This window comes from Citrobacter sp. R56, from assembly GCF_016811995.1.
In the GTDB taxonomy this organism is placed as follows: domain Bacteria; phylum Pseudomonadota; class Gammaproteobacteria; order Enterobacterales; family Enterobacteriaceae; genus Citrobacter_D; species Citrobacter_D enshiensis.
On sequence record NZ_CP069159.1, the window covers coordinates 2,605,939 to 2,631,665 of the forward strand.

At 51.5% G+C, this 25,727-nt stretch carries 25 protein-coding genes and 1 pseudogene; 14 read left to right on the top strand and 12 right to left on the bottom strand.

Features of this window, described 5'->3' with window-relative positions; genetic code table 11:
* Positions 1 to 60: 60 nt before the first annotated feature.
* The 5 genes from yeaG (at position 61) to JM656_RS12410 (ending at position 7,268) form a co-directional block, all read left to right on the top strand.
* A complete protein-coding gene (gene yeaG, locus JM656_RS12390) occupies positions 61 to 1,995 on the top strand; it encodes a protein kinase YeaG (protein WP_203358053.1) in 1,935 nt (644 codons plus the stop codon).
* A gap of 123 nt (positions 1,996 to 2,118) precedes the next feature.
* Positions 2,119 to 3,402 (top strand): YeaH/YhbH family protein, encoded by a 1,284-nt coding sequence (locus JM656_RS12395; protein WP_192611994.1) that lies wholly within the window; start codon positions 2,119 to 2,121, stop codon positions 3,400 to 3,402.
* A 298-nt stretch (positions 3,403 to 3,700) separates the two neighbouring features.
* A complete protein-coding gene (locus JM656_RS12400) occupies positions 3,701 to 5,038 on the top strand; it encodes a GGDEF domain-containing protein (protein ID WP_203358054.1) in 1,338 nt (445 codons plus the stop codon).
* A gap of 188 nt (positions 5,039 to 5,226) precedes the next feature.
* The gene (dgcJ, locus tag JM656_RS12405; RefSeq protein WP_203358055.1) at positions 5,227 to 6,717 is read left to right on the top strand and encodes a diguanylate cyclase DgcJ; all 1,491 of its coding nucleotides are present in this window, start codon (positions 5,227 to 5,229) and stop codon (positions 6,715 to 6,717) included.
* Between the two features lie 44 nt (positions 6,718 to 6,761).
* Complete coding sequence (locus tag JM656_RS12410) at positions 6,762 to 7,268, top strand: YbaK/prolyl-tRNA synthetase associated domain-containing protein (RefSeq protein ID WP_203358056.1); 507 nt, start codon at positions 6,762 to 6,764, stop codon at positions 7,266 to 7,268.
* A 1-nt stretch (position 7,269) separates the two neighbouring features.
* Here the strand turns inward: JM656_RS12410 and yoaI are convergent, their stop codons facing one another.
* Positions 7,270 to 7,374 carry a small membrane protein YoaI gene (yoaI, locus tag JM656_RS22320; protein WP_238929142.1) on the bottom strand — a complete coding sequence of 35 codons (105 nt, stop codon included), beginning with the start codon at positions 7,372 to 7,374 and terminating at the stop codon, positions 7,270 to 7,272.
* A gap of 204 nt (positions 7,375 to 7,578) precedes the next feature.
* Here yoaI and JM656_RS12415 point away from each other — a divergent pair, with 204 nt between their 5' ends.
* Positions 7,579 to 8,025 (top strand): DUF441 domain-containing protein, encoded by a 447-nt coding sequence (locus JM656_RS12415; RefSeq protein ID WP_203358057.1) that lies wholly within the window; start codon positions 7,579 to 7,581, stop codon positions 8,023 to 8,025.
* Here JM656_RS12415 and JM656_RS12420 read toward each other — a convergent pair.
* Positions 8,008 to 8,800: pseudogene (locus tag JM656_RS12420) on the bottom strand (helix-turn-helix transcriptional regulator); the annotation flags it as partial. The gene JM656_RS12415 and the pseudogene JM656_RS12420 overlap by 18 nt on opposite strands.
* Before the next feature lie 99 nt (positions 8,801 to 8,899).
* On the opposite strand from JM656_RS12420, the gene JM656_RS12425 reads away from it, so the two are divergent.
* Positions 8,900 to 10,087, top strand: coding sequence for a CynX/NimT family MFS transporter (locus tag JM656_RS12425; RefSeq protein WP_203358059.1), 1,188 nt, complete (start codon positions 8,900 to 8,902; stop codon positions 10,085 to 10,087).
* A gap of 34 nt (positions 10,088 to 10,121) precedes the next feature.
* Here the strand turns inward: JM656_RS12425 and JM656_RS12430 are convergent, their stop codons facing one another.
* Complete coding sequence (locus JM656_RS12430) at positions 10,122 to 10,829, bottom strand: CTP synthase (RefSeq protein WP_192611987.1); 708 nt, start codon at positions 10,827 to 10,829, stop codon at positions 10,122 to 10,124.
* A 198-nt stretch (positions 10,830 to 11,027) separates the two neighbouring features.
* Between JM656_RS12430 and JM656_RS12435 the strand changes: the two genes are divergently transcribed.
* Positions 11,028 to 11,375 carry a DUF488 domain-containing protein gene (locus JM656_RS12435; protein ID WP_203358060.1) on the top strand — a complete coding sequence of 116 codons (348 nt, stop codon included), beginning with the start codon at positions 11,028 to 11,030 and terminating at the stop codon, positions 11,373 to 11,375.
* A 5-nt stretch (positions 11,376 to 11,380) separates the two neighbouring features.
* On the opposite strand, the gene JM656_RS12440 is transcribed toward JM656_RS12435, so the two are convergent.
* Positions 11,381 to 11,632 carry a DUF333 domain-containing protein gene (locus JM656_RS12440; RefSeq protein ID WP_203358061.1) on the bottom strand — a complete coding sequence of 84 codons (252 nt, stop codon included), beginning with the start codon at positions 11,630 to 11,632 and terminating at the stop codon, positions 11,381 to 11,383.
* Positions 11,633 to 11,830: 198 nt separating this feature from the next.
* Between JM656_RS12440 and JM656_RS12445 the strand changes: the two genes are divergently transcribed.
* Together JM656_RS12445 and JM656_RS12450 are read left to right on the top strand one after the other, a co-directional pair.
* The gene (locus JM656_RS12445; RefSeq protein ID WP_203358062.1) at positions 11,831 to 12,844 is read left to right on the top strand and encodes a sensor domain-containing diguanylate cyclase; all 1,014 of its coding nucleotides are present in this window, start codon (positions 11,831 to 11,833) and stop codon (positions 12,842 to 12,844) included.
* Between the two features lie 47 nt (positions 12,845 to 12,891).
* The gene (locus tag JM656_RS12450; RefSeq protein WP_203358063.1) at positions 12,892 to 12,990 is read left to right on the top strand and encodes a YoaK family small membrane protein; all 99 of its coding nucleotides are present in this window, start codon (positions 12,892 to 12,894) and stop codon (positions 12,988 to 12,990) included.
* A 141-nt stretch (positions 12,991 to 13,131) separates the two neighbouring features.
* Here the strand turns inward: JM656_RS12450 and JM656_RS12455 are convergent, their stop codons facing one another.
* On the bottom strand, positions 13,132 to 13,380 hold the full coding sequence (locus JM656_RS12455; RefSeq protein WP_203358064.1) for a GlsB/YeaQ/YmgE family stress response membrane protein: 249 nt from the start codon (positions 13,378 to 13,380) through the stop codon (positions 13,132 to 13,134).
* Between the two features lie 490 nt (positions 13,381 to 13,870).
* On the opposite strand from JM656_RS12455, the gene fdhF reads away from it, so the two are divergent.
* Positions 13,871 to 16,018, top strand: coding sequence for a formate dehydrogenase subunit alpha (gene fdhF, locus JM656_RS12460; protein ID WP_203358065.1), 2,148 nt, complete (start codon positions 13,871 to 13,873; stop codon positions 16,016 to 16,018).
* 61 nt (positions 16,019 to 16,079) lie between these two features.
* Here the strand turns inward: fdhF and JM656_RS12465 are convergent, their stop codons facing one another.
* From JM656_RS12465 to dhaR, 7 genes are all read right to left on the bottom strand, one after another.
* Complete coding sequence (locus JM656_RS12465) at positions 16,080 to 16,724, bottom strand: hypothetical protein (RefSeq protein WP_203361284.1); 645 nt, start codon at positions 16,722 to 16,724, stop codon at positions 16,080 to 16,082.
* 227 nt (positions 16,725 to 16,951) lie between these two features.
* Positions 16,952 to 17,134, bottom strand: a complete 183-nt coding sequence (locus tag JM656_RS12470; RefSeq protein ID WP_012132688.1) for a DUF1869 domain-containing protein — start codon at positions 17,132 to 17,134, stop codon at positions 16,952 to 16,954.
* 3 nt (positions 17,135 to 17,137) lie between these two features.
* Positions 17,138 to 17,500, bottom strand: a complete 363-nt coding sequence (gene yeaR / locus JM656_RS12475) for a DUF1971 domain-containing protein YeaR (RefSeq protein WP_203358066.1) — start codon at positions 17,498 to 17,500, stop codon at positions 17,138 to 17,140.
* A 186-nt stretch (positions 17,501 to 17,686) separates the two neighbouring features.
* Positions 17,687 to 18,325, bottom strand: coding sequence for a leucine efflux protein LeuE (gene leuE, locus JM656_RS12480; RefSeq protein ID WP_203358067.1), 639 nt, complete (start codon positions 18,323 to 18,325; stop codon positions 17,687 to 17,689).
* 138 nt (positions 18,326 to 18,463) lie between these two features.
* Positions 18,464 to 19,729: a translesion error-prone DNA polymerase V subunit UmuC gene (umuC, locus tag JM656_RS12485; RefSeq protein ID WP_203358068.1), complete on the bottom strand. Its 1,266-nt coding sequence runs from the start codon at positions 19,727 to 19,729 to the stop codon at positions 18,464 to 18,466.
* Positions 19,713 to 20,147, bottom strand: coding sequence for a translesion error-prone DNA polymerase V autoproteolytic subunit (gene umuD, locus JM656_RS12490; RefSeq protein WP_203358069.1), 435 nt, complete (start codon positions 20,145 to 20,147; stop codon positions 19,713 to 19,715). The genes umuC and umuD overlap by 17 nt, the downstream gene beginning before the upstream one ends.
* A gap of 138 nt (positions 20,148 to 20,285) precedes the next feature.
* On the bottom strand, positions 20,286 to 22,202 hold the full coding sequence (gene dhaR / locus JM656_RS12495) for a dihydroxyacetone kinase operon transcriptional regulator DhaR (RefSeq protein WP_203358070.1): 1,917 nt from the start codon (positions 22,200 to 22,202) through the stop codon (positions 20,286 to 20,288).
* Positions 22,203 to 22,525: 323 nt separating this feature from the next.
* On the opposite strand from dhaR, the gene dhaK reads away from it, so the two are divergent.
* The 3 genes from dhaK to dhaM are packed head-to-tail and all read left to right on the top strand — an operon-like array spanning position 22,526 to position 25,684.
* A complete protein-coding gene (dhaK, locus tag JM656_RS12500; protein WP_203358071.1) occupies positions 22,526 to 23,596 on the top strand; it encodes a dihydroxyacetone kinase subunit DhaK in 1,071 nt (356 codons plus the stop codon).
* 11 nt (positions 23,597 to 23,607) lie between these two features.
* Positions 23,608 to 24,240 (top strand): dihydroxyacetone kinase subunit DhaL, encoded by a 633-nt coding sequence (gene dhaL / locus JM656_RS12505; protein ID WP_203358072.1) that lies wholly within the window; start codon positions 23,608 to 23,610, stop codon positions 24,238 to 24,240.
* A gap of 10 nt (positions 24,241 to 24,250) precedes the next feature.
* Entirely contained in the window at positions 24,251 to 25,684 is a 1,434-nt protein-coding gene (gene dhaM, locus JM656_RS12510) for a dihydroxyacetone kinase phosphoryl donor subunit DhaM (RefSeq protein WP_203358073.1), read from the top strand.
* Positions 25,685 to 25,727 lie beyond the last annotated feature (43 nt).

Sequence of the window (25,727 nt, forward strand, 5' to 3'; positions counted from 1 at the left end):
CCTCTACTATTCATATGAACGGCTCTTAACATGTGCTAAAAAACGAAAGGACGGCATACCATGAATATATTCGATCACTATCGCCAGCGCTATGAAGCTGCCAAGGACGAAGAGTTCACACTGCAGGAGTTTCTTACCACTTGTCGGCAAGATCGCAGTGCTTATGCCAACGCGGCAGAGCGGCTATTGATGGCCATTGGTGAGCCCATTATGGTCGATACTGCCCAGGAACCCCGACTTTCTCGACTCTTTTCAAACCGGGTGATTGCTCGTTATCCCGCCTTTGAAGAGTTTTATGGCATGGAAGACGCGATTGAACAGATTGTCTCTTATCTGAAACACGCGGCGCAGGGGCTGGAAGAGAAGAAACAGATCCTGTATCTGTTGGGGCCTGTAGGGGGCGGTAAATCCTCGCTTGCTGAAAGACTGAAGTCTTTAATGCAGCTTGTTCCGATTTATATCCTGAGCGCAAACGGTGAACGCAGCCCGGTAAACGATCACCCGTTATGCCTGTTTAATCCGCAGGAAGATGCGCAAATTCTCGAAAAAGAGTACGGCATTCCGCGCCGTTATCTCGGCACCATCATGTCACCGTGGGCGGCGAAACGCCTGCACGACTTCGGTGGCGACATCACCAAATTCCGCGTGGTGAAAGTGTGGCCGTCGATTCTTGAACAAATCGCCATCGCCAAAACGGAACCGGGTGATGAAAACAACCAGGACATCTCCGCGCTGGTCGGTAAGGTGGACATTCGTAAACTCGAACACCATGCGCAAAACGATCCTGATGCTTACGGTTACTCCGGCGCACTGTGCCGTGCCAACCAGGGGATTATGGAATTCGTCGAGATGTTCAAAGCGCCGATTAAAGTGCTGCATCCTCTGCTGACGGCGACCCAGGAAGGCAACTATAACGGGACAGAAGGCATTTCTGCCCTGCCCTTTAACGGTATTATCCTTGCCCACTCGAACGAATCCGAATGGGTGACGTTCCGCAACAACAAAAACAACGAAGCCTTCCTCGACCGTGTGTATATCGTGAAGGTGCCGTATTGCCTGCGCATTTCTGAAGAGATCAAAATCTACGAGAAATTGCTTAATCACAGTGAGTTAACGCACGCGCCTTGCGCGCCGGGAACCCTCGAAACCCTGTCGCGCTTCTCGATCCTTTCCCGACTGAAAGAGCCGGAGAACTCGAGCGTCTACTCGAAAATGCGCGTCTACGACGGCGAGAGTCTGAAAGATACCGACCCGAAAGCGAAATCCTACCAGGAGTATCGTGATTACGCAGGCGTCGATGAAGGGATGAACGGTCTGTCAACGCGTTTCGCGTTTAAGATCCTCTCCCGCGTCTTTAACTTTGATCACGTTGAAGTGGCAGCCAACCCGGTGCATCTGTTCTACGTCCTCGAACAGCAGATCGAGCGTGAGCAGTTCCCACAAGAGCAGGCAGAGCGTTACCTTGAGTTCCTGAAAGGCTATCTGATCCCGAAATATGCTGAGTTTATCGGCAAAGAGATCCAGACCGCCTATCTCGAATCCTACTCCGAATATGGGCAGAACATTTTTGATCGTTATGTCACTTATGCGGATTTCTGGATTCAGGATCAGGAGTATCGCGACCCGGATACCGGTCAGCTGTTCGATCGCGAGTCGCTGAACTCAGAGCTGGAAAAAATCGAAAAACCGGCGGGCATCAGCAACCCGAAAGATTTCCGTAACGAGATCGTCAACTTTGTTCTGCGTGCTCGCGCGCATAACAGCGGTCGCAATCCGAACTGGACCAGTTACGAGAAACTGCGCACCGTGATTGAGAAGAAAATGTTCTCGAACACCGAAGAGCTGTTGCCGGTAATTTCATTCAACGCCAAAACCTCTACAGATGAGCAGAAGAAACACGACGATTTTGTCGACCGTATGATGGAAAAAGGCTATACCCGCAAGCAGGTGCGTCTGTTGTGCGAATGGTATTTGCGCGTACGTAAATCGTCATAAAACCAGCCCGGTAGCGTTGCGCTTACCGGGTCTGGAACGACAGCGAACCGTAGGCCGGATAAGCGGCGCTTATCCGGCGCTACAGGCGTAGCATGAAGTTGGCAAATGCAGTACGGGGGGCATATGACCTGGTTTATAGACCGGCGCCTGAATGGGAAGAATAAAAGCACTGTGAATCGCCAGCGCTTCTTACGCCGTTACAAAGGGCAAATTAAACAGTCGATCTCCGAGGCCATTAACAAGCGTTCGGTCACCGACGTGGAGAGCGGTGAGTCCGTCTCCATTCCCACAGAAGATATCAGCGAACCGATGTTTCATCAGGGGCGTGGCGGTCTGCGCCATCGCGTACACCCGGGTAACGATCATTTTGTGCAAAATGACCGCATTGAACGTCCTCAGGGCGGTGGCGGCGGCTCAGGAAGCGGACAAGGCCAGGCCAGTCAGGACGGTGAAGGCCAGGATGAATTCGTCTTTCAGATTTCAAAAGACGAATATCTGGATCTGCTCTTTGAAGATTTGGCCCTGCCTAACCTGAAGAAAAACCAACAACGCCAGCTAACCGAGTATAAAACGCACCGGGCGGGTTTTACCTCTAACGGTGTTCCGGCCAACATTAGCGTGGTGCGTTCTCTGCAAAACTCTCTGGCGCGCCGCACGGCAATGACCGCCGGTAAACGCAGAGAATTGCATGAGCTGGAAGACGCGCTGGAAACCATCAGCAAAAGCGAACCGGTACAGTTACTTGAAGAAGAGCGGCTACGCAAAGAAATTGCCGAATTGCGGGAAAAAATTGCGCGCGTGCCGTTTATCGACACTTTTGATCTCCGCTACAAGAACTACGAAAAACGCCCTGACCCTTCCAGCCAGGCGGTGATGTTCTGTCTGATGGACGTGTCAGGCTCCATGGACCAGTCCACCAAAGACATGGCCAAGCGTTTTTATATTCTGCTGTATCTGTTTTTAAGCAGGACATATAAGAACGTTGAGGTGGTGTATATCCGCCACCACACTCAGGCCAAAGAAGTTGACGAGCATGAGTTTTTCTATTCTCAGGAAACGGGCGGCACCATTGTCTCCAGTGCCCTGAAATTAATGGATGATGTGGTGAAGGATCGTTACGACCCCGCACAATGGAATATTTATGCGGCACAAGCGTCTGATGGCGATAACTGGGCGGATGATTCGCCTTTGTGTCACGAAATTCTGGCGAAAAAACTGCTGCCGGTCGTACGCTATTACAGCTATATCGAGATCACCCGACGCGCTCACCAGACCCTCTGGCGGGAATATGAGCATCTGCAAACCACGTTCGAAAACTTTGCGATGCAGCATATTCGCGATCAGGATGATATTTATCCGGTATTCCGCGAGCTTTTTCATAAGCAAGGCGCCACTAACAGAGATTAATCATTCGCCATCAGCCAGCGGTTAACGCCACTGGCTGATTTCTCCTGGTGATTATTTTACTTGCTGGCTTAATAAACACCGTGTTGATAATCAAGTCCGTTAATTCCCAAAACCTCTACATAATTTATTTCTCACGTTATCATTCGGAAAAACTCACATCAGACATTTATCTTTTCCGTTTTATCAGAGAATAGTCCCTGCCCTGAACGAAAATAGTTGATCACAATCAACACTGAACATTTTTATCATCAATAGAATCCCACCCACATCACAATCGATTGCCATTAAGAGTTGTTTTATGGAAAAGCATAAAATAAATGCACGGAGCATTCTTTTATTCACCCTGCTACTTTTCGTTATCTTATTTTGTCTCACAATGCTATATCAGGAAAATTCCAGCGTAAAATCGATACCGCAATTAAATTATCTTATTGTTGTCGTGGCGTTATTTTTCTTGAACGCGATAATTTTCATTTTTATGATTTTAAAATATTTTGCCAACAGCCGTCATTTTTCAACTCTCATTATGAGCTTAGCGTTCCTGAGCAGTCTGGTTTATTTTGTAGAAACAATATTTATCATCAAGGAACCGATTATCGAGAGCGCATTAATTCAGATGAAATCGAATGATATCTCAATCTTTTATCTCTTTCGACAATTAAGCTTTATATTCTTACTATCTCTGGCACTGTTCTGTTCAGACATCAATAACGTAGACCAAACCGATAATAAGAAAAAAACCGTCGTTTTGCTAATGTCGCTGATCCCGTTCTTCTTCTTTCCTGTGATTGCCCATAACCTGAGCAGTTATAACCCAGATTATTGCTGGTTTATTGTCGATTACTCCAGAAAAAATGAAGCCGTCACATGGGGCGCTAACTACCTTAAAATCATCATATGCCTGTGGTCATTTTTACTTTTCTTTATCATCACCCAAACCCGACTGGCATCTGATCTTTGGCCTTATATTGCCCTGCTTTGCCTTTCGGCAATATGTTGTAATTTATTACTGCTGGCTCTGGATGATTATAACTATACTGTCTGGTATATCAGTCGGGGGATCGAAGTCGCCAGTAAGCTTTTCATCATCTCAATTCTCATTCATAACATATTTAAGGAGTTACACTTAGCAAACAAACTGGCCGTTCATGATGTAATGACCAATATCTATAATCGCCGCTATTTCTTTAATGAACTCGAGTTACGATTAAACACCAGGAACAAAACATGCTTTTGTCTTTTGTTTCTCGATATTGACCATTTTAAAAGAATCAATGACCGATGGGGACATGTGGTGGGAGATAGGGTGATCATCTCAATTGTTAATATTATACAACAAAGCCTTCGCTCAGAAGATCTGCTGGCGCGCCTGGGCGGAGAGGAATTTGGCGTCATGCTTTATAAAACTAATATAACCCAGGCCAGATTTATTGCTGAAAAAATCCGTAAAAATGTTGAAATGCTCACCGGAGAAAATAACATTTATAATATCCCTGAACCGATGACAATAAGCATAGGTGCTTTTTTTGCGACCACGCCAGATTACAGCGCTTCGGACATCATGGTTCAGGCAGACAAAGCACTCTATGAAGCTAAAAACAATGGCCGTAATCAAGTGGTGATCCATCACACCTGAGTGGGCTGTTTTAATTATGGTCATACACAATGTGTATGACCATTGTCTTCCTACTTTTTCGCCTATTTCCTCATTAGCGCTGTCCCACATCCTGTTCATGAGTATAATTAACACCTTCTGCATTATGAGTACAAACGGATATTGTGCGATAATCTTCAGTTTCCGATCGGCAAGGGGTGTCATTTACCATGAAATTGCATCATAAAGCGCTCAGGCACTTTATCTACGCAAGCGTCATCGTCCTGACCTCTTCTTTCCTGGTTTACGAACTTATTGCCAGTAACAAGGCGATGAACGCCTATATGCGTTACATCATCGAGAAAGCAGATTCCTCTTTTCTGTATGATAAATATAAAAATCAGAGTATTGCTGCGCATTTAATGCGTACATTCGCCTCGCCGAAAACGCCTGTAACGACAGCGGAGAAAAACGCATTATGCGCTGCCTTTGAGACTCTCAACGATACACACGGACTCAACCTCACTGCGCATAATTACCGTGCGCTACACGGCACGTTGCAGACATCTGCCGAACGCTGCACGGAACAACTCGATGACGTGTTCTTGCTCCCGGCCTTCGACCAGGCAGTGAACGTCAATCGCCAGCAAGTGGATTTCAACCAGGGGCTGGGAACGCTGGAGTATAAATTCCGTTATTATTTCGATTTGAAAAATCACTACATCTATTTCTACGATCTGGTCAATTCACGCCAATTTTCGATGCACCACTGGTCTTTCCTGCAAAATGCAACATTAGGCATTGACCGGGAGGATATTGATGATTTATTTACCGGTCGCACGGTTATTTCCAGCATCTATCACGACGATCTCACACAAAAGAAAGTGATGAGTTTTTTAACGCCGGTCTATTTATCCGGAAAGTTGAAAGGCATGGTGATGGTAGACATTAACCAGGATAATCTGAAGAATATTTTTTATACCGATGACCGCCCTCTGGTCTCGCGTTATCTGAATGTGACGTTGGCAGATATCGAATCAGGAAACACAATTGACATTCACCAGAGTGAAAGCGATCTCTTCCCGTATGTTCACCATGTTCATAACATTCCGGGTGGGATGCGTGTCACGCTGTCCCTCGATTTAATGTACTTTGTCGTCTCTTCCTGGAAGCTTTTTGCCTTCTACCTGTTGGCCACTGCGCTGCTACTGAATATGGTCAGAATGCATTTTCGTCTGTATCACAACATCACGCGTGAAAATATCAGCGATGCCATGACCGGGCTCTATAACCGAAAAATATTAACGCCCACCCTTGAGCTACGTTTACAACGCCTGGTGAAATCAGGAACGCCCGTTACATTCATCGCCATTGATTGCGACAAATTGAAAATGATCAACGATACCCACGGGCATCAGGAAGGCGATCGGACGATTACGATCCTCGCAAAGTCCATTGAAGCATCAATTCGTAAAAGCGATTACGCCATTCGTCTTGGCGGCGATGAATTCTGCATTATTCTTATCGATTATGCTGTAGACGCCGCGAACACACTCCCGATGCGGATCGCGACACACCTGCAAATCATCGCCGACGAAAGAACGATCAGCTTTTCCTGGGGAATGTATACCATGCAGGCGAATGACACTATTGATGACGCATATCAGGCTTCCGATGCGCAACTCTACCTCAACAAGCAACAAAAGCGGGATCGTTCGTGATAGTCTTTTCGCGTTGATTTTTCTCTGTGAAGTCAGGAGTAAGCATGACCGAAGTTGTTAAAGGCACCGCGACGCATCAGCGATTGATTGCCTTATTATCACAGGAAGGGGCGAGCTGGCGCGAGGTCAGCCATGAGCCCGTAGGCAAATGTGAAGCCGTTTCTGAAATCCGCGGTACAGCGTTGGGTCAGGGCGCAAAAGCGCTGGTCTGCAAAGTGAAAGGCAATGGCGTCAACCAGCACGTACTGGCTATTCTTTCCGCCGATCAGCAGGCCGATCTCGCGCAACTGGCAACCCATCTGGGCGGTTTGCGCGCCTCCCTTGCCAGCCCGGCAGAAGTTGACGAACTGACAGGCTGCGTATTTGGCGCGATCCCCCCTTTCAGCTTCCATCCTAAGCTGAAACTGGTCGCCGACCCGCTGCTGTTCGAACGTTTTAGCGAGGTCGCGTTTAACGCGGGCGTACTGGATAAATCCGTCATCCTGAAGACCGAAGATTACCTTCGCATCGCCCAGCCAGAACTGGTCACATTCCGTCGCATATCATCGTGAGTTAATGGCTTCTTTCGAGAACCAGCACTGAAATCACAATAACGACGGCTATGGCCAAAAAAGAAGAGGTAATGAACAGCGTCTCAATAAACATGTGATCGTTCATGGTTTCACCCCGTGGTGACAAAAATGAAAACTCACTTGTTATTGATAGTGCAAATAGATGGCAATTTAATGACAGCCTCTTCTGTTTAAAAACCGACCTCGGGCATTTGCCTAAAAATAAAACCCGGCAACAAAAAAAGCCTGTTCAGCTACGCATTTACGCGTACAGTAAGCAGGCTTATCTTTTTTTGGCAAGGAAACCCCGATGTTTGATGTCACTCTGCTGATCCTACTCGGACTGGCGGCTCTCGGCTTTGTTAGCCATAACACCACTGTCGCCGTTTCAATTCTGGTACTGATTATCGTCCGCGTGACCCCGCTAAATACCTTTTTCCCGTGGATTGAGAAACAGGGTCTCACGGTGGGGATTATTATTCTGACAATTGGCGTTATGGCGCCCATCGCCAGCGGAACACTTCCCCCCTCCACGCTGATTCACTCCTTTGCAAACTGGAAATCACTGGTCGCCATTGCGGTGGGCGTATTTGTCTCCTGGTTAGGGGGACGCGGCGTAACGCTGATGGGCAGCCAGCCACAGCTTGTCGCCGGTCTGCTGGTGGGAACCGTCCTCGGCGTCGCTCTGTTTCGCGGCGTGCCGGTGGGGCCGCTTATTGCGGCGGGACTGGTTTCGCTGATTGTTGGGAAGCAGTAGTTAATCCCGTCAGATAACGGCCTGGTGTTTGTCCCAGGCCTTTTTTAAACATGGTGATAAACGCCGTTGTCGAGTCATAACCCAGCGTTTGCGCCACCTGTTGAACGCCTTTACCGTCAATCAGCGCCTGCAGCGCCAGGATAAGCTGTAACTGATGACGCCAGCGGCGAAAACTGAGTCCTGTTTCCTTCACCACCAGTCGAGCCAGATTACGTTCGCTCATGGCAAACTCACTGGCCCACTGCCCCAGCGTCTGCCATTGGGCGGGCTCACGTGCCATCGTCGCCACCATTCGGCGAATTTTCGGATGCCCGGAGACCGGCAGTTGCATCTGCTCCTGGGGCTGCTGTGGAAGCTCATCAAACAGCACCTGCGTCAGTCGCTGTGTGGTCGGTTCTGTACGCTGAAGATCCGATCTGTCGGCCAGTGCTAAGATAAGCTCCCGGCACAGCGGGGCAATTTTCAACGTGCAACAGCGTTCCGGCATTTTTACCGCTTCTGGCTCTATAAACAAAAAGCACAGCTCGGCTCCGGCGGTAACATGGTTGCTGTGCGCAATTCCACCGGGTATCCAGACGGCGTACTGCGGCGGCACCATCCACATCGCATTTTCAACTTCACAGGTGATCGCGCCATGCTGGGCCAGGATCAGTTGCCCCTTGCGATGCTGATGCAATGGGCTGAACAGTTCGTCTTCTCGGGCGCGGATACAAAACGCGACGGCGACATCGTGGTGAAGATCTGGCTCATAGCCATCCAGTCTCAAACCAATCATCAACTTGTCCGATTTTAGCGATAATCTGTCATTTTAGCTTGATTCATCCAACCTGTAAAAACGGTAAGGTAGCGCCTCGCCTGACACGATGAGAAGACAATGACCCTTTCACCTGCATTACGCGGCAAAAATACCGGCTTACTGATTGCCGGTATCCTGATGATTGCCACCACGCTGCGCGTTACCTTCACCGGTGCGGCGCCGCTGCTGGAGGCTATCCGTGCTGATTACGGACTGACGACGGCCCAAACCGGTCTCCTGACCACTTTACCCTTGCTGGCCTTTGCGCTGGTTTCGCCGCTGGCGGCGCCGATCGCTCGCCGATATGGGATGGAGCGCAGCTTGTTTGCCGCCATGCTGCTGATCTGCCTCGGGATCGGCGTACGCTCACTCCCCTCACCCTGCTTTTTATATAGCGGAACGGCGATCATCGGTTGCGGTATCGCCCTCGGTAATGTGCTGTTGCCAGGGCTTATCAAGCGAGATTTCTCGCAGCATGTGGCAAAACTCACGGGCGCCTATTCACTCACGATGGGTGCTGCTGCCGCGCTCGGATCCGCACTGGTTGTGCCGTTAGCGCTACACGGCTTTGGCTGGCGCGGGGCGCTATTCATGCTGATGGCCTTCCCGTTGCTGGCCTTTCTCATCTGGCTACCCCAGTGGCACAATACCGCCCAGGCCAGTCTGAGTACTTCCAGAGCTTTGCACACCCGCGGTATCTGGCGTTCTGCCCTTGCCTGGCAGGTCACACTGTTTCTGGGAATTAACTCGCTGATTTATTACGTGATAATAGGCTGGCTACCCGCGATTTTGATAAGCCAGGGTTACAGCGAGTCGCAGGCAGGCTCCGTTCACGGTCTGTTGCAACTGGCGACCGCCGCACCAGGGCTCCTGATCCCCCTGATTCTGCACCGATTTAACGATCAACGCAGTATTGCCGCCGGGGTGTCGTTAATGTGCGCGATAGGTACCGCCGGAATCTGGCTAATGCCGGGACAAGCAGTGCTGTGGACGCTGCTGTACGGGTTTGGCTCCGGTGCAACGATGATCCTCGGGCTGACCTTTATCGGCCTGCGTGCCAGCTCTGCACACCAGGCTGCCGCGCTTTCGGGCATGGCGCAGTCGGTCGGTTACTTGCTCGCGGCGTGCGGTCCGCCGTTGATGGGAAAAATTCACGACGCCCGCGGAGACTGGCACATTCCGCTGATGGTGGTGGCGGTGTTATCTCTGGTGATGGCTGTGTTCGGACTCTGCGCCGGGAGAAACCGGGAGATCGCCACACAATAACGTTGCGGGCAGGTGTCATAACCTGCCCTTTTGTTTAACCTCGTGCGACCCGCAGCATCGCCTGCACCAGCGGCACCGGTTTGCCGGTCAGCGCACCGCGTTCATGTTGAAAGAGCGTGCCGACAAAAAACGGATGCGTCACCAGTTCAATCGCGCGAACCTCGCCTGCTTCATCCCAGCCGGTCACCCGCAGATCGCCACGTTCAAGTTCGGCGGTAAATTCTTCAGACACGCCGTAGTTGCAGTGATAGCCCTCAGAGATCACCGTCTGCCCATACGCCTTAGCAATCAACGTATTCGCCCGCAGTTCGATAGCCTCGGTTTTTTCCACCAGGGAACAAGCCAATGGCGCAATCACCATGCGGCCTGAAGTGTCGGTCTCCGCGTGTGCGGCATCGCGCCAACCCACGACATTACGCGCATACTCCAGAATGGCATGCTGAAAGCCGCCACAGGTTCCGAGAAAAGGAATGCTATTTTCCCGCGCATAGCGAATGGCGATCAGCGCGCCTTCCGTATTCTGATACGGACTGCCAGGCACCACCCAAATCGCATCGTAACCCACCAGATCTTCAGCGCTACCGATATCAGACGTCGTCAGCCAGTCGTAGTCGGCCATGAGCTCCAGCACAGCAGCGGCGTCATCAATCGCCAGGGGAATAGCCTGATGCGCCACGATCTCTGGGTTGTAATCACCCACCAGCGCGATGCGTAGCGTATCTTTAACAGGGGAGAATTCCATGAGGAGTTCCTTATGCCAGTACAATGAGGGACAACATAAGGAATCTCAAACTACCGATCTTTTGCGGTTATCACAATCCCTTAATTTAGGGGGCGTCATCGTCAGGTGCTATAGTGTTCGCGATGGCGTCAGTCTGGCATACCCTGTTTTATGGCAATCATAGGGATCGGTTAACCCCCGAATTGATAAGAGGGAAACATGAAAATTCAGTGCAAACGCGTTTATGACCCGGCAGATCAAAACGATGGATATCGTGTGCTTATCGACAGGTTATGGCCACGCGGGATCAAAAAAACGGATCTAGCGTGTGATGAGTGGGATAAAGCCCTGACGCCATCGACCGAATTGCGTAAAGCCTTTCACTCTGAAGCGATAGATTTCGCACACTTTTCAGAACAGTACCGCGCAGAGCTGGCGCAACATACGCAGGAAGGCCAACGGCTGGCGGACATTGCCCGCCAGCAAACGCTAACGCTGCTGTATTCAGCAAAAAACACCGGGCAAAACCATGCTCTCGTGTTAGCCGAGTGGTTACGCGGTTTTTAATTCACTCATTTGTTGGCCGGATGATCTCTGCGCCAGAGCGCCCACTCATCGATGACTTCCCCGCCAGGCAGTTTGCAGTCTGCACGTGCGCCTTGTGGGGTCTGAACCGGCACGAGCGTTCCGCCTTTTTGTTCACAATAGACCGCCGCAGGATTCGCCATACCGACCTGAGGGGGTTTAGGGGCATCAGGCAGTGTTGAAGATGAGCATGCAGCCAGTCCCAGAACACAAGGCAGCACAGCAAGAACGAATTTCATAGAATCTCCCATTAACGCAATATCCGGACAGGGTAACCCGTCTGATAAGGCATCTCCATGTTTTATTTGCGCCTTTTCCCTGTGACTCACTTTCTGGCAGAACAGATACATTTCATTTGTCAAAGTGATACTCTACCTGCCCAGCAAAGCAGAAATTTTCAGCACACTGTGCTACCAATCAGGGAGAACCTTCGCGTCATGCCAGATATGATCCTCGCCCGCGTCTCGCAATCACTCGCCACCGAACAGTCTCTGGAAAGCCTGGTTCGGCAACTTCTGGAGATGCTGGAGATGGTGACCGAGATGGAATCAACCTATCTGACGAAGGTCGATCTCGACGCCCGTTTGCAACACATCTTGTATGCCCGTAACAGCAAGCAGATGCACATTCCTGAAGGATTGTCCGTGCCCTGGGATGAAACGTTATGTAAACGCGCAATCGACGATAACTGTTTTTACAGTGATAACGTCCCGGAGCGCTGGCCGGATTGCACCGCCGCCCAGGCGCTGGAAATCACCACATTTTTAAGCACGCCGGTTCATCTTCCGGACGGCACGTTTTACGGTACGCTGTGCGCCACCAGTAAGCAGCAACATAAATTGAGTCACCGTGGAGAACAGGTATTGCATCTGTTTGCCGGACTCATTGCCCAGTATATTCAGAAAGAGTCACTGGTTTCTCAACTGCAATCGGCCAATGCGGCGCTTATCGCGTACTCGTATACTGATGCACTTACCCGCTTACCAAACCGACGGGCCATTTTTGAGAATATGGACACCCTTTTCTCACTGGCCAGCCATCTGAATCGCAACGTCATTGTGGCGTATATCGATCTGGATCATTTTAAACAGATCAACGATCGCTATGGGCACGAAGCCGGCGACCAGTTTCTGATCCAGGTCGGTCAGCGCCTGACCGACTGGCGCAGTGAACACGATATTATTGGCCGCTTAGGCGGCGATGAGTTTCTGGCCGTGTGTCTTGCCGATGAAAATGACCTCAGTCTGCAAACGTTAAAAGACCGGCTACAGCAGCAGATTCGTGGGGAGTACCAGGTCGAGGGCGAGGTTCTGTTTTACCCTGGCGCCAGCCTCGGCGTTATTGAAATCAATCCTCGTGAGACGGACATTGACAGTGCTCTTCGCGCTGCGGATAGCGCTATGTATCAGGATAAAAAGCGCAAAGATAAAACACCTTTTGTCACGCATTGAGCCCTGCTATTCTGGCGCGTCATCAAATAACACAATCAGGTGGTAGCATGAGATTGGGTATTGTTTTTCCTGTCGTCATTTTTATTACAGCGGTTATTTTCTTAGCGTGGTTTTGTATTGGTGGTTACGCAACCCCCGGAGCATAACGGTGAAAAAAACAACGCTTATCATGATCGGCGTGGCCATTATTGCGCTAATAGGAACGGCGCTGGGTTGGTGGTAACGGCGGTCATTTAAAATAATAAAGGCCACCGTCGGTAGCCTTTTTATCTTGCGATATTCTTCGTTTAGCTTTTGATTTTTCTGTAGATAAACAGAACAACAATGGCACCAATAACGGCGACGGCAAAACTGCCAAAGTTGAAACCGTCAACTTTGCCAAATCCGAGAAGTGTGCTGATCCATCCCCCAACCACGGCACCGACGACCCCGAGAATGATCGTCATAAAGAAACCACCGCCATCCTTACCAGGCATAATCCACTTCGCCAGAATACCTGCAATAAGCCCAAAGATAATCCATGAAATAATGCCCATTCTTTCCTCACTTATGTTTTTACGTCAGCGATTAATTCGCTGCTAAAAAGAATAGCACATGGACAGAAAATTGAAATTTGTGATCAGCATCACCTTTCAGTATTTCACGTTCTTCCGTTATTCGATCAAATAAACACGCATAAAAGACAGGGTTGAAATGTTAGATGATAAAGATTATCTTTCTCATTACCAAATAGTTGAGTAAATAACTCGGGTATTTGGTACGACATTGCTCACATTGCTTCCAGTATGTTTTGCCCGCCTCAATGAGTGCGGGCTTTTTTTTGACATCTGCCCGTCATTTCTGTCGATCCGTCTGTCATTTCTCGCCCACCTTCTCAGCAAAGCCCCGCCGTCTCTGGTTTTCTGCTTTTGGCACAATTTATGCTTAGCTTCCCCTGTCGCTACGACAAAACGAAGTCCATCGCCTGTAATGCGCTGACTTCTTCTTCAATTCGCGCTATTTCAGCATTTAACAGGTCTGTTATTGATGAAAAAAATCACCAGTGTGTGCCCTTATTGCGGGGCCGGGTGCAAGCTCACGCTTGTTGTTGAAAATAACAAAATCATCCGCGCCGAAGGTGCAGAAGGTGTAACGAATCAGAATCAGCTATGCCTGAAGGGATTTTACGGTTGGGATTTTCTTAACGACACACGTCTTCTGACGCCGCGTCTGACCCGCCCAATGATTCGCTATGAAAAAGGCGGCAAACTCACCCCTGTGAGTTGGGATGAAGCCATCCGCTATACCGCAACGCGTTTGTCAGAAATTAAAGCGGCCTTCGGCCCTCGCGCCATCATGACCACCGGTTCTTCCCGCGGGACAGGGAATGAGACGAACTACGTCATGCAGAAATTTGCCCGCGCCGTGCTGAATACCAACAATGTCGATTGCTGCGCTCGCGTGTGCCATGGCCCTTCCGTTGCTGGTTTGCAGGAGACGCTGGGCAACGGCGCAATGAGCAACGCGATTAGCGATATTGAAAACTCCAAATGCCTGCTCATTTTTGGCTACAACTGCGCCGACTCCCACCCAATCGTGGCGCGCCGGGTTATTAAAGCGCGTCAGAACGGCGCCAAAATTATCGTGTGCGATCCAAGACGCATTGAAACGGCCCGTATCGCCGATCAGCATCTGCAGTTAAATAACGGCTGCAACATGGCGCTGGTCAACGCCTTTGGCTATGTCCTGATTGATGAGCAGCTTTATGATCGGGAGTATGTGTTAAAACACACCGAAGGGTTCGAGGATTACTGGCAAACCGTGAAGGATTTTTCGCCAGAATCCGTCGAACACTTAACCGGCGTCCCTGCACAACAAGTACGTCAGGCGATGCGGACTTTCGCCGCCGCCCCTTCTGCGACGGTGATGTGGGGCATGGGCGTAACGCAGTTTGGTCAGGCCGTTGACGTCGTTCGCGGTCTGTCGAGCCTGGCCTTGCTGACCGGAAATCTGGGGCGTCCTCATGTCGGCGTCGGGCCGGTTCGCGGTCAGAATAACGTGCAAGGGGCGTGCGATATGGGCGTGTTGCCCAATCAATTCCCCGGTTATCAGGACGTGACGGATCCCGCAGTCAGAGAGAAATTTGCGCGCGCCTGGGGCATTGATGCCGCGCTGATGGACGATAAAGTCGGCACCCGTATCACTGAGGTGCCTCATCTGGCGCTCGAAGGTAAAGTCAAAGCTTACTACATCATGGGGGAAGACCCGCTGCAAACAGAGGCCGACCTGGGGCTGGTACGTTCAGGCTTCGACGCGCTGGATTTTGTCGTGGTGCAGGATATCTTCATGACCAAAACAGCGGAAGCGGCGGATGTGATTCTGCCCGCCACCTCGTGGGGTGAACACGGAGGTGTCTTTACCTGCGCCGATCGTGGTTTCCAGCGTTTTGAAAAAGCCATTGAGCCGACTGGCGATGTGAAGCGTGACTGGGAGATAATCAGCCTGCTCGCCACCGCAATGGGCTACCCCATGAAGTATGAAAATAATCAGCAAATCTGGGATGAGATGCGCGAGTTATGCCCGCTATTCTACGGTGTGACGTACGAAAAAATGGGCGATATGGGGCATATTCAGTGGCCGTGTCCTGACCTTGATCACCCCGGCACCCCGTATCTTTATCTGCACAGCAAATTTGATACGCCCAGCGGGAAAGGCAAGCTGTTTGCCGCCCCGTGGCGCGCGCCTGCTGAGGTGCCGGATGAGGATTTCCCGATGGTGCTGTGCACCGTGCGTGAGGTCGGGCACTACTCCTGCCGCTCCATGACCGGTAACTGCGCGGCGTTACAGACGCTGGCTGATGAGCCGGGGAATGTGCAAATCAACGGACTTGATGCGGAAAAACTGGGGATTCGCCATCGCGATCTGGTCTGGGTCAGTTCTCGTCGCGGCAAGGTGATCAGCCGTGCCGACGTCTCCGACCGTATTAACCGTGGCGCAGTCTACATGACGTATCAATGGTGGATTGGCGCCTGTAATGAACTGACTCAGGATAACCTTGATCCCATCTCAAAAACGCCTGAAACAAAGTACTGCGCCGTGAAAATTGAGCCGATTGCCGATCAGCGCTGGGCAGAAAACTATGCTGTAGACACTTACACGGCAATGAAATCGCGTCTCTGTGAGGCCATCGCGTAAGCGTCATTATCTCGCCTGGGTCCGTATTTGCGGACTCAGGCTACCTGTATCGGCTAACCCACTATTTCGCGAACTGCACATCACCGACCCGGGACGTGGCATTCTCGCCCACTCTCTCCCGCTGCATAAACCCCAGCGTAATCAGAAATAATCCCAACATAAACGGCAATTCATACAGCTCTTCAATCAGATCGGCATAGTGCAGGTTGTGCAGGAAAACGGGCGCCATCAAACGATGATGCTCTACTGCGTCGGAAATCAAAAAAGTCGCGGCGGTTATGGCAAACAGCCACAACGGGAACGGCTCTTCACGCAGTCGACGCACAATCTCGTGACGCAGCGTTTTCGAGAATAATACCGGCAGTGCGAGTGCGGCGATCAATATCACCGAGATACCCCTGAAGATGATTCTGGGCTCGTCCGGGAAATAAGCGCGTCCCCAACTCGTGCTTCGCCCCAGTAGCACCAGCCACCATACAACGGCCCAGAGCCAAAACTGTTTTGCCCCTTCCGGGCGAGAGAGAGGCTTGATATACCAGGCGGTAAACAACGCGCCAAACAGCAACCATAGCGCTTGTCCGTTTTCAATCCACGTCACCACGACGCCATCAAGCAGGGGAAGATGCCAGTCAGCAGTGAAGGGGATAACTATCGCGGCCAGTACAAGCAGCACCGTTATCGAGGTGATTCGGGTATCAAGTTTCATAAGCATTTTAGTCTGTTCCGCTTTCGATACCTGAATCATAAGTTTTATGAATATTCATTCATTAGCAATCTATGCCATATTCTTAAGGTTTTATTAATATTTTATTTCTACTGATGTCAGCGGGTAAGGTAGTCTGCCAGACCGTTAACAAAAAAGCCGCACAGCGCGGTCATCACGCTATGCGGCTTAGAGGACTGAAAGCGTTACGCTTTCGTTAGCTGGCTGAGTTACCAGCCGCAAACATCATGTTCATTTTCCGTGTCGTATGAACGCACGGTATTAACCAGGTCTTTGACGACTTCTGCGGCGACATCCGGCACCAGCAAGGTCATCGGCGCTTCAGTTTCATAATCGACCGAAACGCCATTACTGTTGTTGGTCACCGTCACGGTATATGTTGCTTTACCCATGGTTTACTCCTTCCCGGTGCGAATGACTTTCCGTTGGTTTGCGCTTTCCAGTAACACTTCCGGGGCAACGAAAAAATCGATGTTAAAGTAAGTGTCGTCAGTCATCACTTCGATGTTATGCCACTTTTCCGGTGGGAAAACGCCAAACTGACCGGCTTCAATAATCATCACCTTTTCTGGCTCGGGACTGTGTTCATCGGCATATCCGAGATATTTGACCGCCCCCTGCATGACCGACAGACGGGGATACACACCCGGTCGGGTTCCTTTATCAAGGTGGCGTTCGAAAATTCCGGCGGGCGCTGTCTCTTTGTTCCAGAATGGCGTGGCGCGTGTGTGAATATGATTCTGTGGAATTTGAAGCATTGTCTTCCCTCTTTCCATCAACAACGCAGCGTATTTCATTTATCGCTGCTGTAAGAAGGTTACTCCTCATAATATGCATTTAAAATACCATTTATTGGTTATTTTAAAGGTTTATACATCAGGGCTGTATCTTGATTTGCGGGAGGAAAAGACAGAGGCCCGTCAGAATAAACGGGCCTGTAGGTATTACGACTGCAGCGTCGCCAGACGCGCGGCAAAACCGACGAAAATCAAACCAATCAGAGAATTGCCGACTTTCGCCAGTTTCTTTTTAGTCCGAATATATTGCGTCACAAACGCCCCCGAAATAATCAGGAAGCTCAGGTAGAAGAAGCTCACCACTTCCAGCGAGATAGCCAGAATCAAAAATGACAGCCCCGTATGCGGCGCGTTCACATCAATAAATTGCACGAAGAACGACACGTAAAAAAGGATCGCTTTTGGGTTGGTCAGGCTCAGAACTAAGGCGCGTTTAAAAATCGCACCAAAAGGGACATCCTCGCCAGCCGACGCGTTTTCTTTTGATTTCAGCGTCGCGTAGAGCATCTTTGCGCCAAGATAAAGCAGATACAATGCACCGAGATAGCGAACAATACTAAACAGCACCGGCGTCGTTTTAATCATCGTAGCAACGCCGGCGTAAGCGAGAAACATCAGCACCGCATCGCCAATAAACACGCCACTTGCCGCGAGATACCCACCTTTCATCCCACGCCCAACGCTATTTTTCAGCACAAAAAATGTATTAGGACCAGGGACCAGAACGATAAAAATTGCCCCGACCAGATACGTCCAGTAATTCAGAACTCCATACTCTGCGAACACGTTAACCTCTTCCTGAAAAAAACAGATACGCCTAGCTGCGAAACAATATGCTAACGAATGCGTCTGATGATGGAAAGGAAAATCAGGACTCCCCACAACACCCAGTACATTACTCCGAGAAACAGGCAATAAAGCAGCCTATTTCACCACCGGTAAATCTGAAAACCGAGTGGTATAGCGTGGGGAGAGCATTTCCCGTTTCATTTGCCATTGCTGCTGCGCGCCCTGACCGGCAAAATAGAGGGTACCTCTCCCCTTTTTGCTGTTGAGGTTATCCAGCACCGCCATTAATTTCTCACTGTTGGGGCGTGGGGCGTTTTCATCAAACAAGTTTAGCTGAGCAATCCCCTGGCTAAAAAAATCACTGAGCATGACGCCTGCTTTCATATAGCGAAAACCGTCTTTCCAGATCCTGTCCAGCGCGCTGCAGGCAACGCGAATAATGTCGCGGGTATCCTGAGACGGAATCGTTAACTGACCACCGGCCTGCGGCGCGTAAAATACCTCATTTTCGGCATGCGGGCTGGTTCGCATGAATACGCTGATAGTGCAGCAGTACTGTCGTTCTGCCCGCAGTTTTTCCGCCGCGCGTTCAGCGTACATACAAATCGCCTGATGCATTTCGTCGTAGTGGGTGATGCGATGGCCGAATGACCGACTACAAATAATCTGCTGTTTGGTGGGGGCAAACTCATCAAATGCCAGGCAGGATTCCCCGCGAAGCTCACGCACGGTACGTTCCGTCACCACGCTGAAGTGTTTACGCATCACCCAGAGAGAGCTGTCAGCCAATTGCAGCGCCGACGTAATGCCCATCGCATTGAGTTTTTTACTGGTACGCCGCCCTATCCCCCAGACCTCTTCAACAGGGACGTGCGCAAGAAGTTTTCTCTGACGCAACGTGTCTGAGAGATCAACCACGCCGCCGGTCTTTTGCCATGTTTTCGCCGCAAAATTGGCGACTTTTGCCAGCGTTTTGGTCTGCGCAATGCCTACGCCAACGGTCAACCCCGTGTTCTTTCGTATCTGTTGACGAATTTGGTGCCCAAACGCCTCGAGCGAATAGCCACGCCCGACGCCTGACAGATCGATAAACGCTTCATCAATGGAATAGACCTCAACCGACGGCGCCATTTCTGCCAGCGTCAGCATTACACGGTGGCTGAGATCGGCATAAAGCGCATAATTTGAGCTAAAGACCGCGACGTGCTGACGCCGTAATTCATCTTTCACTTTGAAATAAGGCGCCCCCATTTTGATGCCGAGCGCTTTTGCCTGTGCCGATCGCGAAATAATGCATCCGTCGTTGTTTGAAACCACCACCACCGGTTTTCCCTCGAGATCCGGTCGAAAGACCGTCTCACAAGACGCATAAAAACTGTTTACATCAACCAGCGCGAACATGTCTGTGTGATTTCAACGTAAATGTCACAACGCCAAAGAGTTGCAGCTCTTCCTCGCTCTGCAACACAATGGGGGAATAATGCGGGTTGTGGGGAACGAGCTGAAGACGGGGCCGCGTGCGTAGCTCCTTCACGGTAAACTCCCCCGCCACGGCCGCCACCACAATATCGCCATGCGTCGCCGTCAACGAACGGTCAACCACCAATAGATCGCCATCGCTGATACCGGCGCCTACCATCGAGTCACCGCTGACCCTGAGGAAGTACGTTGCCCCCGGATGTTTCACCACCAGGGTGTTAAGATCGAGACTGTCCTCAACATAGTCTTGCGCCGGGCTGGGAAACCCGCATGAAACACGCTCCAGAAACAGAGGTAACGTAATGATGTCATTACGTTCACAGGAAAAAATATCATTCATCACGGCCAAACCAATAAATACTGTACATATAAACAGTATGTTGTATTTGCCGATCAAATCAAGCGACTTATGCGATCAGTGAATGAACCCGTTGAAGTCACAGCACATTCAGTGATCCATGCCCCGCCACGTTCCGCCTCAACGCGAGTCCTGACGACGGCGCTTAAACTGACTGACATCAATGTTGTACTGCTTTAGCTTACGCCATAGCGTTGTACGCCCAATGTTCAACACGCTGGACATTTCCTGTACACGGCCGCCGGTGACCTTTGCTGCATGAATAATGGCGTCTTTCTCGATACCGGCAAAGGTCAGCTGGGTTGGGAGGCGTGTACCGCCCTCTTCGAAGCGTTCGGTGAAAAGATGTTCCGGTAAATCGCTCAGCCGGATATGCCCGTTGTCGCAACTCATGGCGATGTTTTCGATAACGCTAAGCAACTCAAAATCATTCCCCGGCCAGGCGCAATCAACCAGTTGCGCCATCGCATCATCCTCTATCTTCAACCGCGTCGAGAAACGTTTCTCAAGACGCGCAAGGGTATTACGCACCAGCGCTGGAATACTGTTTCGCCGCATTCGAAGCGGCGGAATGGTGATTTCAAAAGCATGTAACGCGTAGTAAAGCTGGCGACTAAAACGGTTTTGTTCCACCAGCAACGCGAGATCCAGGGTCGTAGAGGCGATGACTTTAACATCAACAGGAATCAGTCTGCGGGCATCAAGGCGCGTTAATACCCCTTGTTTGATCACCTGCAGAAGCGCCGATTGCAACTCCGGCTCCAGATATTCAATTTTCTCCAGAAACAGCGTACCGCCGTTGGCCAGCTCCAGACGACTTAAACGCCCGCCCTCCGTCGCGCCATCGCTATCGCCCTGTCCCAGGACGGTATCGGCATATAACTGGCAGTTCACTGCAATATAGGGGCCTTCAGCGCGTTCACTTTCATTATGAATAGCCTGGCTGAGCTGTTCTTTGCCGACCCCTTCCTCCCCGCAAAGTAACACCGGGAAGCGTCCTCGCGCGGCCTGTCGCCCAAAATGCAGTAAGCGCCGGGTGTCAGGATCGTCGCCCGGCATTTGTGCAAAGGTGTGGCTCACTTTTCCCAATTGGCTGGTCATCAACTGCCGCATCTGTTCGACCGGATGGAGCAACAGAATAAAACTGGCCCCCTGAGCCTCAATAATCGGTTTCAGAGTGATGACCGCATCAACAAATTGATGCTGGCTTTCAAACGTGACTTCGACATGGTTGAGCTGGCACATTTGCCGGATTGCACGCTGTAAAACGGCAGGCAGCGTGACCAGATCGGTGATATTTTTCCCCTGGCTCGACTGGGCATCCAGATGCAGTAATCGCGCGGCCTGCGCATTCAGAAATTGCAGCGTTCCCTGCTCATTCCAGGCCATCACGCCGTCGACCATCCCTTCGAGCAGGCCGTACAGCTGATTCAGATGGCGATTAGACTCGGTCAGCAGGTTGTCGGTGAGCAGTGAATTGCCCACTTCACGCGCTATCGCCAGCGTCAGCGGCAGATCGGACGCGGCCTCCTGCCCAACGGGACAACACAAGGCGATGGAACCCGACTGGCGACCGTGGTTATCAAAAATAGGCGTGGAGAAGAAACTCCAGCCAGACAGCCTCCGTTTGAAATGTTGCTCGCCAGAGGTTTGAATTGGCTGTCCAAGCGCAGACGCCAGGGAGAGCGCACAGGTGCCGATAAGACTTTCCGCACAGTAGGCACCGTTGATAAACCCCAGTTCGCCAAGCTGTTGCAGCGTAAGCGGATCGCCGCAGCGGCTAAGTATGCAGGCCGACTCGTCAAGAATAAATAGCCCACATCCCCGGGGAGACATATATTCCCAGGCATCCTCCAGCGCCGCTTGCCCTAACGCCAGCAATGCGGTCTTTCGCCGACAAATAGAGTCAAACGTCAGCCCCTGTGCCTGATGCGGAGCGATCCAGGGCTCCCGCTGCATCATTGTGCTACAGCGTTGCCACGAGGCGCTAAGAATGCCAGAGACGGCGTTGTCGCCGGTTTGATGTTGAGTCGCCATGTTTTCTCCGCGCGTATGAACGCGCTTTTCCACGTCCCGAGAACCGGGAACCCTTTTTCACCTTTGCAGCGGCAAAGATGGTTGAATCTCTCATTTTTGCCGAAAAATTCATCTTCACGTTCCATTATGAAACATAAATAAAAATAAATGTTCCGTATTGAAACGTAAATTTGTGGAATATTTTTTTCGCGTCGCTGCGGCACAATGATCGTATCGGCAGCATGTGGTCGCCGTGTCGTTGTCCATAACCGATACCCTCACTCAGATGCCTGCGATGTGTTCCCTTTTGCAGCCATCTCATGACGACCTACGGAGCACAAAAAATGAAAAAATTGATTAACCGTGTCGAAGATGTCCTGAATGAACAACTGGCTGGTATGGCGAAAGCCTTTCCTACACTGACGCTGCATCAGGACCCGGTGTATGTCACCCGTTCAGATGCCCCTGTACAAGGGAAAGTGGCGCTGCTGTCGGGCGGCGGTAGCGGACATGAACCCATGCACTGTGGCTACATTGGTCAGGGAATGCTTTCCGGCGCCTGCCCGGGTGAAATTTTCACCTCTCCGACGCCGGACAAAATGTTTGAATGCGCGATGAGTATCGACGGCGGTGAAGGTGTCCTGCTGATTATCAAAAATTACACCGGCGATATTCTTAATTTTGAAACCGCCACAGAGCTCCTGCACGACAGCGGCGTGAAGGTAACGACCGTCGTCATTGATGATGATGTGGCGGTCAAAGACAGCCTCTATACCGCCGGTCGCCGGGGGGTGGCAAACACGGTTCTGATTGAGAAATTGGTCGGTGCCGCGGCAGAACGCGGCGATTCTCTGGAAGCCTGCGCGGAACTTGGACGTAAACTTAACAACCTCGGCCACTCCATTGGTATCGCGCTGGGGGCGTGTACAGTGCCTGCCGCCGGTAAACCCTCGTTTACTTTGCAGGATAATGAGATGGAGTTTGGCGTGGGTATTCACGGCGAACCGGGTATTGACCGTCGGGCTTTCACCTCTCTCGACAGGACCGTCGATGAAATGTTCGACACCTTGCTGGAAAACGGTGCCTACAACCGTACGTTACGTCACTGGGATCCCGTACAGGGCGCATGGCAAGAAGACAAACAGGGCAAACAACCGCTGCAACGCGGCGATCGCGTGATTGCGCTGGTCAACAATCTTGGCGCGACGCCGTTATCTGAGCTGTTCGGCGTCTATAACCGACTCGAAAGCCGCTGTCAGGAAACGGGCATTCACATCGAACGCAATCTGATCGGATCTTACTGCACCTCCCTGGATATGGCCGGATTTTCCATCACCCTCTTAAAAGTGGACGATGAGACGCTGGCATTATGGGATGCCCCGGTACATACCCCGGCCCTCAACTGGGGTAAATAAGGAGATTTTTTATGTCGCTCAACAGAACGCAAATTGTTAACTGGCTCTACCTATGCGGTGAAATCTTCACCAAAGAGAGTGATTTCCTCACCGGGCTCGACAGAGAAATTGGCGATGCTGACCACGGTTTAAACATGCATCGCGGATTTAGCAAAGTGGTCGAAAAATTACCCGCGATTGCCGACAAAGACATCGGTTTTATTTTGAAAAATACCGGAATGGTGCTGCTCTCCAGCGTCGGGGGTGCCAGCGGACCACTGTTTGGCACCTTTTTCATTCGCGCCGCTCAGGTTACCCAGTCCCATCAAAGTCTGACCCTCGACGAGGTCTATGCAATGGTGCGCGAAGGCGCCGAAGGTGTGGTCAGCCGGGGCAAAGCCGAACCGGGTGATAAAACGATGTGCGATGTCTGGCTGCCGGTGGTGGAATCCTTGCGCCACTCCTGCGAACACGCGCTGTCCGTACCGGCAGCGCTGGAGGCCGCCCGTCTCCAGGCGGAAGCGGCGGCGCAAAGCACCATCACCATGCAGGCGCGTAAAGGTCGCGCCAGCTACCTCGGCGAGCGCAGCATCGGTCACCAGGATCCGGGAGCGACTTCCGTCATGTTTATGGTGCAATGTCTGGCGGCAGCCTCCAGAGAGTAAGGGGAATACGATGGTAAACCTGGTCATTGTTTCTCATAGCGCCAGGCTGGGCGAAGGCGTTAGGGAGTTAGCCCAGCAGATGTTGATGGGGGGAAGCTGTAAACTCGCGGTTGCTGCGGGCATTGATGACCCGCAAAATCCCATAGGCACCGATCCCATCAAAGTGATGGAAGCCATTGAGTCCGTGGCTGACGCAGACCACGTGCTGGTGATGATGGATATTGGCAGCGCGCTGCTGAGCGCAGAAACGGCGCTGGATTTACTCGATCCGGCTATCGCGGCGAAAGTGCGTCTGTGTGCCGCGCCGCTGGTTGAGGGAACGCTCGCGGCGACCGTGAGCGCAGCGACGGGCGCCGGTATTGACAAAGTCATCAGCGACGCCATGAACGCCCTTGACGCCAAACGTGAGCAACTGGGTTTACCCTCGCCGTTCGAAGCAAGCAACCCCACAACGGCATTTTCAGCCCACGACAGTGAAGCGCGTTCGCTTTCCGTCATCATCAAAAACCGTCATGGGCTCCACGTGAGACCCGCTTCACGGCTGGTCGCCACCCTGTCGGGCTTTAACGCCGACATGCTGCTGGAAAAAAACGGTAAATGCGTCACCCCAGACAGCCTGAATCAAATCGCCTTGCTGCAAATACGCTGCAACGACACGCTGCGGCTGATCGCCAAAGGTGAACAGGCAGACGAGGCGCTGGCGGCGTTCAAACAGCTTGCCGCAGAGAATTTTGGCGATGCGCTGGAAGAGAGCGGGTCTGGCGATCCGTCGCACCCGTTACCCGACCCGGTAACCGGCACCGCGTTTTGCTATGCGCCCGTCCTGCCAGACTTCGCCAGTAGCACGACTGCCTCTTCGCAGTATGAACAGCAGCGTCTTCGCGCCGCCATCCGGCTTACGCTCGACGACCTCAGCGCGTTGACGGCGCTGGCGGAAGAAAAATACTCCGCCGATCTGGCCGCTATTTTCTCCGGGCACCACACGTTGCTGGACGACCCGGAACTGTATGACATGGCCAGCGCGTTCATTCTCCATCAGCACTACAGCGCAGAAGCGGCGTGGCAAAGTGTACTGAACGACCTCAGAGAGCAGTATCAACATCTCGACGACGCCTATTTGCAGGCGCGCTACATCGATATTGACGATCTGCTCCACCGTACGCTTCAGCATCTGAGTGGCATAAAGGCGCAAATGCCCCTCTTCACTCGCCCGACTGTCGTGTTCACGGACAATATTTTCCCGTCTACCGTGTTGCTGCTCGATCCGCAATTCGTGAAAGGGATTGGCCTGAGTGCTGGCAGCGAGATGTCACACTCCGCGCTCATCGCCCGTGAGATGGGCATCGGCTGGCTTTGTCAGCAGGGCGAGTCTGTCAGTACGCTGAAGACCGGAGAAACGATCACGCTGGATCTCGCCAACCGCCGCATTCTCCGCCCAGAGTAAACCCATAAATAGCGCGTCCCTGCCCGAAAAAGGCCGCGCTATT